Genomic DNA, 13,206 nt, shown 5'->3' with positions numbered 1-13,206 from the left:
CCGGGCGACGTGCGGACCGATCGGGAACCACGGCGACCGGGTCGCGACGGAGGACGACCCCGCGCATCGCGGCGAACAGCACCCCCGGCAGGACGGAGATCCTGGACCGGCGGAGCCGACGCCTGCCCCGTGGCGGGGGTCGTGGGCGTCCAGGGTGCCGGGGTCGTCCACCGGAAACCCGACCCCGGCCGCGGCCTGCCGGGGTCGAGCCGCGAGTGCGGCAGCGCGCGCGGCTCGACGCCGGTGGGTGGCCCGCGCGCGTTCAGGACGGGTGCTGGACGTGGTGCTCCCCCTCGTGACTGGTCTGATCCGGTCCCACCGAACGGCGCCGCCGTCGCGTCGGCGAAACCTCTGTGGACCGCCTGTTCACGAGGCCGCCGGGACCACCCGCGACGCGACGGCCGCCGGTGGTGCGGGCGCACGGTTCCACGGCATCCGGGACCACGGCAGGGCCATGTCGCCCAGGTCGCCGATCTGGTGGGGCCGCAACCGGCCGAGCGGTTCGGCCTGCCGGTGCCGGGAGTAGGCGGCGTCGACGTAGCGGTGCCCGGTGTCGGGGGCGAGGAACACGACGTGCCGCTCGGGGGCCGACCGCCGTTCCCAGCGGGCCGCCAGGTAGGCCGCGCCCGCCGACAGGCCCGCGAAGACGGCGTGGTCGCGCAGCAGCGCGACGCTGCCCGCCAGCGCGGCGTCGAACCCGACCCAGTGCAGGGTGTCGTAGAGCGCGTGGTCCACGTTGGCGAACGGGATCGAGCTGCCGATGCCCGCGATGATGATCTCGGGGTCCCGCACGTGCTCGCTGCCGAACGTGACGCTGTCGAACGGCTGCACCCCGACCAGCGTGGTGTCGGGATCGGTCTCGCGGAGGAAGCGGGCGAGCGCGCCGGTCGAGGCGCCCGTGCCGACGCCGCCGACGAGGGTCAGCGCGGCGGTGCCCAGCTCGTGTCGCAGGAGGTCCGCGATCGGCCGGTAGCCGAGGTAGTGGGTGTCGTCGTGGTACTGCCGCATCCAGTGGTGGCGCGGGTTGTCGCGCAGGATCTCCCGCACGCGCGCCACGCGGCGGCTCTGGTCGAGCTTGAGGTCGGGTGTGGGCGGCATCGGTTCCACGGTGGCGCCCAGGACCTCGAGCTGCACGCGCAGCGTCGTGTCCACCGTGGTGGAGGCGACGATGTGGCACTTGAGGCCGTGGCGGTGGCACGCCAGGGCGAGGGCGTGGGCGTAGATGCCGCTGGAGCTGTCCACGAGGGTGTCGCCCCGCGCGACCTCGCCCCGGTCGAGCAGGTGCCGCACGGCGGTGAGCGCCGAGGCGACCTTCATGGTCTCGAAGCGCACGCAGGTGGTGCGCTCGTCCAGGCGCAGCAGCGCGGGGCGGCTGAGCGCGTCGGTGATGTGGTGGTCCACGTCGTACCTCGGTCCGTCAGGAGTGGGCGCGGTAGCGGTACAGGACTGTTTCCTCGGCGCTGAACTGGGAGAACGGGAACGGTTCCGCGGACAGCGCGGTCACGCCCGCGCCGAGGAAGTGGCGGGCGACGGCGCTGCCGGTCTGGGCGTAGACCACCAGCGGGACGCCCCGGTCGCGGCAGGTCGCCAGGATCTCGTCGAAGGTGCCGTTGCCGATGGTCATCCCGGTGGCCACGACGGCGTCGGCGACGTCGAGCACCTGCCGCATGTCGGTGGTCACCGGGTCGCCCCACTGGGTGGTGCGCAGCACCAGGTCGCACGGCAGGCACTCGGCTCCGCGCTCGCGGATGGCCGCGACGAGGGGGTTGACCACGCCGATGAGGGCCACCTTCGCGCCGGGCGGCACGTCGAGCAGCCCGGCCACGGCGGCGTCCCTGGCCGCGGCCCTGGTCTCCGGTGTCCCGGCGGGCAGGACCACGCGCTCGGCGCCGGAGTCGCGGTGGGGGCGGGCGTGGGCGAGGTAGGCGTCGAGCACGGCGACGCGCACGGGAGCGGGCGCGTCGGCGAGCAGGTCGGCCACGGAGGCGCCGGAGGCCTCGGCGCACAGGGCGGGGTCGACCTCGCCGTCGGCGAACGCGCAGCCGCCGATCGCGGTGCCGACGCGGGCCAGCACGTACTGGTTGCGGTAGGTGGTGCCGCCGCCCGCGAGCCTGGTGCCGTGGTGCACCCAGAACACGCTGGTGGCGGCGGTCGTCCTCGGATCGGGTCCGTGGACGCCCGCGCGCACGGATGCGACGAGTTCGTCCACTGCGGTCGTTGCGGTCACGCTGTCCCCCTGGTGGGTCCGAACGGGAATGTGGTGGGCACGGGCGGTGCGGTCAGCGCGCGGGGCCGCGGTAGGCGACGGCGAGGCGGCCCGCGTCGTCGCGGTCGACGTCGGCGTCCACCTCGAACACCTCCCGCAGCAGTTCGCGCGTGAGCACCCGCTCCGCGGAGCCGTCGGCGACGACGGTCCCGCCGTGGAGCAGCACGAGCCGGTCGCAGTAGCGCGCGGCCAGTGCGAGGTCGTGCAGGGCGATGACCACCGTCTGCCGCGTCGAGGCGACCAGCTCCAGCAGTTCGAGCTGGTGGCGCACGTCGAGGTGGTTGGTGGGCTCGTCGAGCAGCAGGCCCCACGTGCGCTGCGCCAGCGCGCGGGCGAGGTGGGTGCGCTGCCGTTCGCCGCCGGAGAGCCGGGTCCACGGCCGGTCGGCCAACCCCGTCAGGTCGAGGCGGTCGAGCGCGGCGGCGGTGATCGCGCGGTCGGTGGCGTCGGGCGCCCGCCACGGCGAACCGTGCGCGGTGCGGCCCAGCACCACGACCTCGCCGACGGTGAGGTCGCTGTCGGTGTCGGCGGTCTGCTCGACGAACGCCACGTGGCGGGCCCTGGTGCGCGCGGACCACCCGGCGATGTCGGTGCCGTCGTAGCGGACCCCTCCCCCGGTCGGCGCGCGCAGTCCGGCCAGGCAGCGCAGCAGCGAGGACTTGCCCGATCCGTTGGGGCCGATGAGCCCCACCGTCTCGCCCGGCTCCACCACCAGGTCGACGTCGCGCACGATGGTGCGGCCCGGCACGCCCCAGCTCAGGTGCCGCGCCTCGATCCTCACAGCTCACCCCGCTTGCGCAGGATCAGCAGGAACAGCGGGACGCCGAGCAGCGCGGTGAACACGCCCACCGGCACCTCCAGCGGAGCGAACGCCACGCGCGCCAGCGCGTCGGTCCACACCAGGAACGTCGCGCCCACCACCGCGGACAGCGGCAGCAGGACCCGGTGCAGGGGCCCGACCAGGAAGCGGACGCCGTGCGGCACGATCAGCCCCACGAACCCGATGGCGCCCACCGCCGCGACGGCGACGGCGGTCAGCAGCGAGGTCGTCACCAGCAGGACCATCCGCACGGTGCGCACGTCCACGCCCAGCGACGTGGCGGTGTCCGCGCCGAAGGCGAACCCGTCCAGGGCGGGCGAGTGCAGCCACACGACGAGGAGGCCGACGGCGCAGGCGAGCGCGCACAGCACGACCGACTGCCAGCGGGCCGGTGCCAGCGAGCCGAGCAGCCAGTGGGTCAGGGCGCGGGTGCTGTCGGCGTCACCGGAGGACATCAGGATCAGCGAGGTGATGGCGGTGAACAGCTGCCCGACCACGACGCCGGTCAGCACGATGCGCACCGAGTCCAGGCCGCGGCGGCGCAGCAGGAACACCAGCAGCGCGAACGACACCAGTGCCCCGAGGAACGCGCCGCCGGTCATCCCCAGGTGCGAACCGGCGAACCCGAGGAGCACCACGACCACCGCCCCGGTGGACGCGCCGGAGGACACGCCCAGCAGGTACGGGTCGGCCAGGGCGTTGCGCGTCACGCTCTGGAGCGCCGCGCCGCAGACCGCCAGCGCGGCCCCGACGAGGGCGGCCAGCAGCACCCTGGGCACCCGCAGGTCCCAGATCAGCGAGTCGGCCAGCCTGGGCAGCGGCGGCACGGGCAGGCCGAGCCGGGCGCCGACCGCGCGGCCGATCTCGTCCCACCCCATCCCGCCGCCGAGGCCGACGCGCACGGCGGCCACCAGCGACACCGCCAGGACGAGCAGGGACAGCAGCAGCACGGCCACCCGGCGGCCACCGCCGGAACCCGGTGCGGCCACGGAGGACGGCGTGACCTCCGGCTCCACGGCGGGGTCGAGGAGCCCCGCGCGATCAGCCACGGGAGGTGATCTCGTCGAGCCGGGTGGTGAAGGTGCGCAGGGCGTTCACCGTGCGCACGGAGGGGTCCATCTCGATGCCGGGCAGTTCGACGACCTTCCCGTCGCGCAGGGCGGGCAGCTGCGACACCGCGGGGTGCTCGCGCATCATCGCGAGCTTCTCCGCCGCGCTGTCACCGGGGTTGCCGCGCTCGGACAGGTCGCCGATCACGACGACGTCGGGCCCGCGCGCGGCGATCTCGTCCCACGAGACCTCCGGCCACTCCTGGTCGACGTCGTCGAAGACGTTGTCGACCCCGGCCAGCGCGCTCATGTGGCTGGCCATGCCGCTCTTGCCCGCCACGTAGGGGATTCCGTTGTAGACGGAGTACACCCACACGACCTTGAGCCCGGCCGGGCGCTCCTCCCCCGCGGCACGGGCCTGGTCCACGACCGCGCGCTGGTCGGCCACCAGCTTCCCCGCCTGCTCGGAGACCCCCAGTGCCCTGCCCAGGTCGGTGAAGTCGCGGAACATCCGCTCGAACGGCTCGGTCTCACCGTCCGGGCAGTTGACCGCGCTGACGAACGTGGGCACGCCGAGCTGCTCCAGCTCGTCGCGCGTGCCCGCGCGGTCGGCGGTGAACAGCTCCTTGAACGACGCCACGACCAGGTCGGGATTGGCCGCCCGCAACGGTTCCGCGGTCAGGACCTTCGGCGACAGCACCGGGATCCTCCCGTACGCCTCGGCGTACTGCGGCGACACCCTGGTCTTGAGGTTGGCGGTGCCGACGACGCGGTCCCCCACTCCCAGCGCCAGCAGCGTTTCCGTGGACGACTGGTCCAGGGCGACCACGCGTTCCGGCGCGCCGTCGAAGGTGAGCCGCTTCCCGCAGCTCTCGACCTCGACCGCCCCGGAGGACGCGGCGGTGCTCGGGGCGTTCTCCGGTGTGGCGCACGCGGCGGCCAGCACCGCTGCGGCGAAGACGGACATCAACCGGGCAGAACGTGACATGGACCCCTCCGCTGCTCAACATCGACTCCGCTACCCTGAATGATAATCATTTCCAAATCAAGCCCCAGCGAAGAGGAGTCCGTGTGGCGCACGACGCAGTCCCGACCGAGGCGAGGTCCGCATCGGTGTTGCGAAGCCCGTCCTTCCTCCGGCTCTGGACGGGCACCACGGCGTCCGGCATCGCCACGTGGGCGCTGCCGTTCATCCTCGGCCTGGCGGTGCTCGACCGGTCGATCACCGCGGTGGAACTGGGCGTCGTGCTCGCCGCCCGCACCCTCGGCTTCCTCGCCGCCGTCCCCGTCGCGGGCGTGCTGGCCGACCGGCACGACCGGCGGCGGGTGGTGCTGTGGGCGGGCCTGGTCGCCGGGCTCGCGGCACCGGTGATCGCCGCGGGCGTGGGCCGGTCGGTCGTGCTGATGGCCGTGGCCGCCGCGGTCGTCGGCGCCGGGCAGGGCGCCTGCCGACCCGCGTTCCAGGCCCTGACCGCCGAGGTCGTCGCCGAGGACCAGCGGCAGCAGGCCAACGCGGCGCTCACCCTCTCCGTGCGGGTCACCACGCTCGTGGCCCCAGGGCTCACCGCGCTGCTGGCCGTCTTCGTCGACACGCGGGTGCTGCTGCTCGCCACCGGCGTGCTGTGGCTGGGCGCCGCGCTCATCCCCCCGGCGGGCACGGGCAGGCCGCGGACCGAGCCGGACGGCGCCGGAACGCGCTTCACCGCCGACTTCCTCGACGGCATCGCGGAAGCCCGCAGGCACCCGTGGTTCCTGGCCGGGCTGGGCGCGCTCACCGCCGTGATCGCCACCGGCTACTCCGCGACCGGCGTGGTGCTGCCCCTGGTGAGCCGGGACCGCTACGGCACCGAGGCCGTGCTCGCCTCCGCCCTCACCGCCTACACCCTCGGCGCGCTCGTCGGCGCGGTCCTCGTGGCCCGCTGGAAGCCCCGCGCGCAGGGGTGGGCCGCCCTCGCGGGCCTGGCCTGCTACGGGTTCGCGCCGCTGAGCCTGCTGCTGCCCGTCCCGGCCGCGGTGGTCGTCGCCGCCTACGTCCTGGCGGGCCTGGGGATCGAGCTGTTCAACGTGCCGTGGTTCACCGCCACGCAGCGCGAGGTCGACCCCCGGATGCTGGCGCGGGTGTCCTCATTGGACTTCCTGATGTCCTACGGCCTGGCCCCCGTCGGCCTGGCCCTGATCGCCCCCGCCATCGCCCACTTCGGCCCGGAACCGGTGCTCGCGGTGTGCGCGGTCATCTGCTTCGCCGCACCGGCCGCGGCGGCACTCGTGCCGTCCTCACGCGGTTTCCGCGCGGTGCGGTGACCGCCGCGCGCGGACCGTCCCCCAGGCGACGAGCGCCGCGGCGGCGGTCGCGAGCAGCAGGCTCGCGACCGTGACCGCCTCGCGGAACTCCGCGGTCTGGCGAGGACTCCAGTCCGACGCGGCGATGTCGCCGGTGAACAGGGCCGCGAGAACGGTGCCCGTGACGGCGATGGCGACGCCGGAGGTGACCTGGGAGGCGGTGTCGACGAGCGCCGCGCCGATCGTGGTGCGGTTCTCCGGCAGGCCGCGGAGCACGGTGACGCCCGCGACGACACCGACCACGCGCATCCCGGCGGCCACGAGCACGAGCGAGAGGGCGACCCACGCGTACCCGAACCTGCCCAGCAGGCCGTGGACGACGAGCCCGGACACGACCGCCGCGGCGCTGAGCCACGCCGCGCGGTCGAGTCCGACCCGCCGCACGACCGGACCGACGACCGCCCCGCCCGCGATGAGGACGACGACCTGCGGCAGCATCCCGAGCGCGGCGAGCGCGGGCGTCCACCCCCAGTCGAGCTGGAGCTGGAGCGTCACCACGTAGCCGAGGCAGGCGGTGGCCAGCCCGGCCGCGGCCTTGAACGCCAGGCCGCTGGAGACCAGGGGGTGGGCGACGAGGGCGAGGTCGAGCATCGGGTGGCGCACCGTGCGCTCGCGCAGGACGAAGAGCACCGCCGCCACGACGGCCGCCGCCGCGACCGCCCACGGGGCCGCGGATCCGGCGCCGTCGTCGACGAACAGCGTCGGCGCGACGAGCGCGAGCACGACCGCCGCCGTGCCCAGCAGCGCGCCGACGCCGTCCACCGGGTCGCGGTGGAGGTCGGCGGCGGCGTCCGGGGCGATGCCCGCCCGGACGCCGACGATCGCCAGCAGGGCGATCGGGACGTTCACCAGCAGCAGGGCCTGCCACGGCGCGACGGTGAGCACGAACCCGCCCGCGGTCGGGCCGAGCGCGAGCCCGACCAGCCCCACCGTCGAGATCAGGGTCGTCGCCCGGACGCGGAGGCCGTCGTCGGTGAACAGCCGGAACGCCAGCGCCAGCGACCCCGGCGTCGTCATGGCGGCGGCGACCCCCATCGCGACCCGGACGGCGATGAGCTGGTCCGCGGTGGCGACGAAGGCGGTCGCCGACGAGGCCGCGGCCAGCAGGACGAGTCCGACGAGCATCGTCCGGCGCCTGCCGAACCGGTCGGACAGGGCGCCGAACGCGAGCATCAGGCCGCCGAACACGACGGCGTACGCGCCCGTGACCCACTGGAGCGCGGTCGTCGAGGCGTGCAGCTCGCGTCCGATCGTGGGCAGCGCGACGGTGAGGATCGAGTTGTCGAGCATCTCGACGAGGAAGACCGCGGACAGCCCCGTCAGGGCCACCCACGCCTCTCCGAGTGAACGCGGGGACCGACCCGCGACCTGGTTGGGCACAGGGGACTTCCCGTCTGGTCGCGGGCGAGGGCCGCCGCTCCGGGGCGGCCCTCGCCGGATGAGAATGGCCCTGGTCCGATCCGAGGGCCCGCCACGTAAGTTACGTGACTAAGTTTATTCACACAAGGAAGTGGGGCCTCATGCCCAGGACCGGGAAGCGGGGTGGGCCGCAGACGCGCGCCCGGATCTCCGAGGTCGCGACGCGGGTGTTCCTGGAGCGCGGGTTCGACGCGGTCACGGTCGCCGAGGTCGCGCGGGAGGCCGGGGTGTCGAGCGTGACGGTCTTCAACCACTTCCCGCGCAAGGAGGACCTCCTCCTGGACCGCGTGGGCGACGCCGTCGACCTCCTGCGCTCGGCGGTGCGCGACCGCGCCCCCGGCACCGACGTGCTGACGGCCCTGCGCGCGACGACCGTCGACCTCGTCGACACCCGGCACGCGCTGTCCGGCGTCAAGGACGGGTCGGCCCCGTTCTACCGGACCGTGGCGGCCTCGCCCGCGCTCCTCGCGCGAACCAGGGAGATCGCCGCCGAACTCCAGGCCGTCCTCGCCGAGGAGCTGGAGCGCGACGAGGCCTTCGACGGCGACGGCACCCTGCTCGCCGCCTTCTTCACCGCCGGCTACGGCACCGTGGTGGTGGGGACCGCGCGCCGCCTCATCGCGGGCGAACCGCCTGCCGCCGTGGTGGACGACCACCGCGCACGCCTCGCCCGGCTGTTCGACGCCCTGCGCGACGGGCTCGGCCCCCGAGCCTGAGAGCGGGGGCCGAGCCGCTCAGACGTGCGCGCGCAGCAGCGGAACGCGGCGGTCGCGGGCGTAGGAGACGACCTCGCGGACCTCGTCCGTGGTGTGGATGCGCACCGACACCGTGTCGAACTCGCGCGCGGCCACCTTGAGCGGCCAGCCCCGCATTCCCGGTGCGGGGACGTGGAGGAACCACTGCCCCTCGCCCAGCTCTTCCGCCGCCACCGTGGACTCGTTCTCGATCATCCGCGCACGCTAGCAACGAGCACCGACAGAAACCGCTTCCCCCGCTCACGGTCGACGTTCGCCGAGGTCAGGGGCTTTCGGTGAACGTCGCGGCCGTTCTGGCGAACCGCTCGGCCAGGCGCGCGCAGGCCCGCGCCAGCTCCGGCGGGCCGACCACCTCGACGTCGGCGTCGAAGCGGGCGACGGCGGCGGCCAGGCTCGGCCACGACCAGGAGCCGAGGGTGAGCGCGCAGCGGTCGGGGCCGATCTCCTCCACGACGCCGTCGCGGGTGTGGAGCGCCACCGTGGCGGCGGGCAGGTCGAGCACGACCGTCCCCCGGCACGGCCAGTCGCCGGAGTCGTCGGCGGAGCCCCGGAAGCGGCTGGTGACGAAGGTGGTCACGTCGCCTCCCGGCAGCGCCCTGGGGGTGAAGCGGGGCCCGTTGGGCGTGCGCGGGACCATGCGGTCGACGCGGAACGTGCGCCAGTCCGCGCGGTCGAGGTCCCACGCCACCACGTACCACCGGCCTGCCAGGGTGACGACGTGGTGCGGCTCGGCCCGGCGCGGCGGACCGTCCTCGGTGCCGTAGTCGAAGCGCAGCACCTCGTGCGCACGGGCCGCGGCGCTGATCGCCAGCAGCGCGCCCCCGTCGACCGGCCCGGCGGGCCTGCTGCCCGGTTGGTCGACCGAGCTGACCCGCAGGGCGTCGACCCGGTTGCGCAGCCGGGCGGGCAGGACCTGGCGGATGGTGTTCAGCGCCCGAGCGGCGGCGTCCGCGAGGCCGTCGCCGGGCCTGGTGGCGGCGACCTGGAGCGCGACGGTGAGGGCGACGGCCTGCTCGTCGTCGAACAGCAGCGGCGGCAGTTCGGTGCCCGCGCCGAGCCGGTAGCCGCCGTCGGGCCCCTTGACCGCGGCGATGGGGTAGCCGAGTTCGCGCAGCCGGTCGACGTCGCGGCGCACGGTGCGCAGGCTGATGTCGAGCCGGTCGGCCAGCAGGGTGCCCGGCCAGTCGCGGCGGGTCTGCAACAGCGACAGCAGGGCCAGCAGGCGGGCGGAGGTCTTCGGCATGAATCCCAGTGTGCCGCGGTAGGTGCCACAACCTGTCACCTACCGCTGCGAGCCTTGCTCCTGTCACCGAAGAACACCGACAGGAGTCATCGTGAGCATCACCACCACCGTCCACCTGAACTTCCAGGACGAGGCCCGCGCGGCGCTGGAGTTCTACCAGTCCGTCTTCGGTGGGCGGCTCGTCGCGTTCACCAACGCCCAGGCGGGTCACGTCCAGCACCCGGCGGACGCCGACCGGATCACGTGGGGCGAGGTCCGGGCGGACAACGGCTTCCACGTCATGGCCTACGACGTGCGCGAGGGGCAGTCGCACGACGTGGGTGACCGGTCGTTCTTCGTGTCCGTGCGCGGCCAGGACGTCGACGAGGTCACCGGCTACTGGAAGGGCCTGTCCGACGGCGCCACCGTCGTCGAGGACCTCGGCCCGGCGGGCTGGTCCCCGCTCTACGGGATGCTGACGGACCGCTTCGGCGTCACCTGGGTCCTCGACGTGGCCGTCGAGCGGGCGGGCTGATCCGCGCGGGTGCGCGGCACGCGTGCCGCGCACCCGCGACGGCTACCCGTCCCGGCGGGTGCCGTCCCAGCCGGACGTCCGCAGCCAGTCCTCGAAGGACAGCAGGCCGGGGTGCAGGTCGCGCAGGGCGGGCAGGTCCCGGTCCAGCCCGACGAGGTCGCGGGTCGCGAAGAACTCGAACATCGCCGCGAAGTCGTGGCCGAAGTCCGGGTCGCCCGCCCGCACCGCGTCGAGCGGAACCGGGACGTACGCCGCGGGCGTCCCGGTGACCCGCTCGAACGCGGCGGCGATCTGCTCGCCCGTCAGGCTGTCGGCCGCCACGGCCAGGTCCCGCCCGCCCCACGTCTCCCACCGGTCGAGGACGTGGACCGCGAACCAGGCGATGTCGTCGAGCCCGATCAGCGGGTACCTCCCGCTGCCGAGCGGGATCTCGAACAGCAGCCCCTCGCGGCCGTCGGGCAGCCGACCGGGCCGCGGGGCGAGCCGCGACGGGAAGTTCTCGAAGTAGGGCGCCGTGGTCAGCACGGACACGTGCCGCGAGTACCAGCCGTCGGTCTCCCGCCTCATCACCTCGTCCGAGCGCCGCAGGCCGATGTGCGCCGCGACGGCGCCCTTGCCGTCGTAGTGCGGCACCGGCAGCCTGCCGCCGGTGAGCACGGCGGCGTGGTCGAGGGAGGACCAGACGAAGCGGTCGACGTTCGCCGCGCGCGCCGCGTCGAGGATCGCGAGGCCCTGCTCGTACTCGCCCACCACGGAGCCGGTGGAGAAGAAGTCGGTGTTGCAGAACACCGCGTCGACCAGCTCCAGTCCCTCGTGGAGGGTCGCGGGGTCGCCGACGTCGCCGCGGAGCAGCCGGACCCGGCCGCCGCCCAGGTCCGCCAGGCGTTCCGCCCTCGGCGAGTCGGGGTCGCGGGTGAGGACGAGGACGTCGTCGGAGGTGGCCTCCAGCAGGCGGAGCACCACACTGCCGCCCATCGCCCCGGTGCCGCCGATGACAAGCGCTTCGCTCATGGTGCTGTTCGATTCCCCTCTGGTGGTCGCGAGGGCCCCGTGGCCCGGTCGCACCGCCCATCCTGGCGATCGTCGACACCGGCCGACATTGGCCGGGAAGACAACCGTGGTAAAAATCCGGCCATGCCCCATCGCGTCGCCGTCCTCGCGCTGGACGGCGCCAAGCCGTTCGACCTCGGCATCCCCGCGCAGGTGCTCGGACACGCCTTCGCCCCGTCGGGCGCGCCGCTGTACGAGGTCACGACCTGCTCCCTCGGCGGCAGACCCGTCACCACGAGCCAGGACTTCGTCCTCGACGTCCGCAACGACGAGTCGGCGCTGACCACCGCGGACACCGTCGTCATCGCGACGCAGGACCGCGACCGGGACCTGCCGGGGCCGGGCGGGCTGAGCGACGAGCTGGCCGCCGCGCTGGTGGGCATCGCCCCGACGACGAGGGTGATCAGCCTGTGCACCTCGGCGTTCGTGCTCGCCGCGTCCGGGATGCTCGACGGGCAGGGCGCGACCACGCACTGGGCGCTGTGCGAGGAGTTCGCCCGCCGCTTCCCGCTGGTCGACGTGAACCCCGGCGTGCTGTTCGTCGACAACGGCCGCGTCCTGACCTCGGCGGGCGCGGCGGCGGGCATCGACCTGTGCCTGCACGTCGTGCGCCGCGACCACGGGGCGGCCGTCGCCAACGCCACCGCGCGCCGGTGCGTCGTCGCCCCCTGGCGCGAGGGCGGACAGGCCCAGTTCATCGAGCGCCCGCTGCCCGCGCACGGCGACGCCTCGACGTCGGCCACCCGCCGGTGGGCCCTCGACCGGCTCGCCGAGCCGCTGGCCCTGGCCGACCTCGCCCGGCACGCGAACATGAGCGTCCGCACCCTGACCCGGCGGTTCCGGACCGAGGTCGGGCTGTCCCCGCAGCAGTGGGTGGTCCAGCGGCGGGTCGACCACGCCCGCCTGCTGCTGGAGTCGACCCGGTTGAGCGTCACCGAGATCGCCCACGCCTCGGGCTTCGCCGACCCCGTGCTGCTGCGCAAGCACCTGCGGACGGCGGTCGGCCTCACCCCGAACGCCTACCGGCGGGCGTACTCGTCCACCCCGCCCGCCCCCGAGAACACCTGACGGTCCTCAGCCCGCGGGCGCGACGGCCGCCCGGACGCACTCGCGCAACAGCGCCCGACGACGGTCGTGCGCCTCGGCGGGCTCGTCGGCGGTGGCCGCGTAGACGTTGCTCACCGGCGACCACGCCATCGACATCGCGATCACCACCGCCATCAGGTCGAACGGATCCCCCGCACGCACCAACCCCGCCGCCTGCGCCTCCGCGATGGCCCGCAGCTTGCCGTCGTCGAGGCGGTCGACGTGCTCGACGAGGTGGCCGGTGGGCCGACGCTCCAGACGCGCCCACGTGGCGAGCCGGATGAGGTCCGGGCGACGCAGGTACTCGTCGTAGAGGCGCACGGCCCAGTCCGCGAGGTCGGTGGCGTCGATGGGGACGACGTTGACGATCCGCTCCAGCGAGCCGTGGAAGATCGCGTCGAACAGCCCTTCCTTGCTGCCGAAGTAGGCGTAGAGCTGGGCCTTGTTGGTGTTCGCCGCGACGACGACCCGCTCGATGCGGGCCCCGGCGATGCCGTGCTCGGCGAACTCGCGGGTGGCGACGTCGACGATGCGCTGCCGCGTGGCCGCGCCGCGGGCGGTCAGGTGCCGGTCGGACATGGCCACACCCTACAGACAGAACAGTTGGTTTGCTTTTCCCCCGAACCTGACCTAGCTTCTGAACAAACCGAACAGTCTGTTTGAG

The 13,206-nt window shown here is 74.2% G+C and carries 14 protein-coding genes; 4 read left to right on the top strand and 10 right to left on the bottom strand.

Features of this window, described 5'->3' with window-relative positions:
* Positions 1–366 precede the first annotated feature (366 nt).
* The 5 genes from AC156L_RS13705 to AC156L_RS13685 are packed head-to-tail and all read right to left on the bottom strand — an operon-like array spanning position 367 to position 5,123.
* Positions 367–1,401 carry a pyridoxal-phosphate dependent enzyme gene (locus AC156L_RS13705; protein WP_330879621.1) on the bottom strand — a complete coding sequence of 345 codons (1,035 nt, stop codon included), beginning with the start codon at positions 1,399–1,401 and terminating at the stop codon, positions 367–369.
* Positions 1,402–1,417: 16 nt separating this feature from the next.
* On the bottom strand, positions 1,418–2,227 hold the full coding sequence (locus AC156L_RS13700; RefSeq protein ID WP_330879622.1) for a Rossmann-like domain-containing protein: 810 nt from the start codon (positions 2,225–2,227) through the stop codon (positions 1,418–1,420).
* A 52-nt stretch (positions 2,228–2,279) separates the two neighbouring features.
* A complete protein-coding gene (locus AC156L_RS13695) occupies positions 2,280–3,047 on the bottom strand; it encodes an ABC transporter ATP-binding protein (RefSeq protein WP_330879623.1) in 768 nt (255 codons plus the stop codon).
* Complete coding sequence (locus tag AC156L_RS13690; RefSeq protein ID WP_330879624.1) at positions 3,044–4,135, bottom strand: FecCD family ABC transporter permease; 1,092 nt, start codon at positions 4,133–4,135, stop codon at positions 3,044–3,046. Before AC156L_RS13690 ends, AC156L_RS13695 begins: the two co-directional genes overlap by 4 nt.
* Positions 4,128–5,123, bottom strand: a complete 996-nt coding sequence (locus AC156L_RS13685) for a helical backbone metal receptor (protein WP_330879625.1) — start codon at positions 5,121–5,123, stop codon at positions 4,128–4,130. Before AC156L_RS13685 ends, AC156L_RS13690 begins: the two co-directional genes overlap by 8 nt.
* A gap of 125 nt (positions 5,124–5,248) precedes the next feature.
* On the opposite strand from AC156L_RS13685, the gene AC156L_RS13680 reads away from it, so the two are divergent.
* Positions 5,249–6,436 (top strand): MFS transporter, encoded by a 1,188-nt coding sequence (locus AC156L_RS13680; RefSeq protein WP_330879626.1) that lies wholly within the window; start codon positions 5,249–5,251, stop codon positions 6,434–6,436.
* Here the strand turns inward: AC156L_RS13680 and AC156L_RS13675 are convergent.
* Positions 6,410–7,804, bottom strand: coding sequence for an MFS transporter (locus AC156L_RS13675; protein ID WP_330879627.1), 1,395 nt, complete (start codon positions 7,802–7,804; stop codon positions 6,410–6,412). The genes AC156L_RS13680 and AC156L_RS13675 overlap by 27 nt on opposite strands.
* 191 nt (positions 7,805–7,995) lie before the next feature.
* Here AC156L_RS13675 and AC156L_RS13670 point away from each other — a divergent pair, with 191 nt between their 5' ends.
* On the top strand, positions 7,996–8,610 hold the full coding sequence (locus AC156L_RS13670; RefSeq protein ID WP_330879628.1) for a TetR/AcrR family transcriptional regulator: 615 nt from the start codon (positions 7,996–7,998) through the stop codon (positions 8,608–8,610).
* A gap of 18 nt (positions 8,611–8,628) precedes the next feature.
* On the opposite strand, the gene AC156L_RS13665 is transcribed toward AC156L_RS13670, so the two are convergent.
* Both AC156L_RS13665 and AC156L_RS13660 read right to left on the bottom strand, forming a co-directional pair.
* The gene (locus tag AC156L_RS13665) at positions 8,629–8,844 is read right to left on the bottom strand and encodes a hypothetical protein (RefSeq protein ID WP_330879629.1); all 216 of its coding nucleotides are present in this window, start codon (positions 8,842–8,844) and stop codon (positions 8,629–8,631) included.
* Positions 8,845–8,911: 67 nt separating this feature from the next.
* A complete protein-coding gene (locus tag AC156L_RS13660) occupies positions 8,912–9,892 on the bottom strand; it encodes a helix-turn-helix transcriptional regulator (RefSeq protein WP_330879630.1) in 981 nt (326 codons plus the stop codon).
* Positions 9,893–9,983: 91 nt separating this feature from the next.
* Between AC156L_RS13660 and AC156L_RS13655 the strand changes: the two genes are divergently transcribed.
* Positions 9,984–10,406: a VOC family protein gene (locus AC156L_RS13655; protein WP_330879631.1), complete on the top strand. Its 423-nt coding sequence runs from the start codon at positions 9,984–9,986 to the stop codon at positions 10,404–10,406.
* 42 nt (positions 10,407–10,448) lie between these two features.
* Here the strand turns inward: AC156L_RS13655 and AC156L_RS13650 are convergent, their stop codons facing one another.
* The gene (locus AC156L_RS13650; RefSeq protein ID WP_330879632.1) at positions 10,449–11,417 is read right to left on the bottom strand and encodes an NmrA/HSCARG family protein; all 969 of its coding nucleotides are present in this window, start codon (positions 11,415–11,417) and stop codon (positions 10,449–10,451) included.
* Between the two features lie 123 nt (positions 11,418–11,540).
* Between AC156L_RS13650 and AC156L_RS13645 the strand changes: the two genes are divergently transcribed.
* Positions 11,541–12,524 (top strand): GlxA family transcriptional regulator, encoded by a 984-nt coding sequence (locus tag AC156L_RS13645; protein WP_330879633.1) that lies wholly within the window; start codon positions 11,541–11,543, stop codon positions 12,522–12,524.
* Between the two features lie 6 nt (positions 12,525–12,530).
* On the opposite strand, the gene AC156L_RS13640 is transcribed toward AC156L_RS13645, so the two are convergent.
* Positions 12,531–13,121: a TetR/AcrR family transcriptional regulator gene (locus AC156L_RS13640; RefSeq protein ID WP_330879634.1), complete on the bottom strand. Its 591-nt coding sequence runs from the start codon at positions 13,119–13,121 to the stop codon at positions 12,531–12,533.
* Positions 13,122–13,206: the final 85 nt, after the last annotated feature.

The sequence above is a fragment of the Umezawaea sp. genome, assembly GCF_057122925.1.
This window is presented reverse-complemented; position numbering and strand designations above follow the sequence as displayed.

What these genes read in the sequence shown, in the direction of transcription:
- AC156L_RS13640 (WP_330879634.1), bottom strand. Translation starts at nt 13,121, where the DNA reads ATGTCCGACCGGCACCTGACCGCCCGCGGCGCGGCCACGCGGCAGCGC.
- AC156L_RS13685 (WP_330879625.1), bottom strand. Translation starts at nt 5,123, where the DNA reads ATGTCACGTTCTGCCCGGTTGATGTCCGTCTTCGCCGCAGCGGTGCTG.
- AC156L_RS13670 (WP_330879628.1), top strand. Translation starts at nt 7,996, where the DNA reads ATGCCCAGGACCGGGAAGCGGGGTGGGCCGCAGACGCGCGCCCGGATC.
- AC156L_RS13660 (WP_330879630.1), bottom strand. Translation starts at nt 9,892, where the DNA reads ATGCCGAAGACCTCCGCCCGCCTGCTGGCCCTGCTGTCGCTGTTGCAG.
- AC156L_RS13665 (WP_330879629.1), bottom strand. Translation starts at nt 8,844, where the DNA reads ATGATCGAGAACGAGTCCACGGTGGCGGCGGAAGAGCTGGGCGAGGGG.
- AC156L_RS13650 (WP_330879632.1), bottom strand. Translation starts at nt 11,417, where the DNA reads ATGAGCGAAGCGCTTGTCATCGGCGGCACCGGGGCGATGGGCGGCAGT.
- AC156L_RS13645 (WP_330879633.1), top strand. Translation starts at nt 11,541, where the DNA reads ATGCCCCATCGCGTCGCCGTCCTCGCGCTGGACGGCGCCAAGCCGTTC.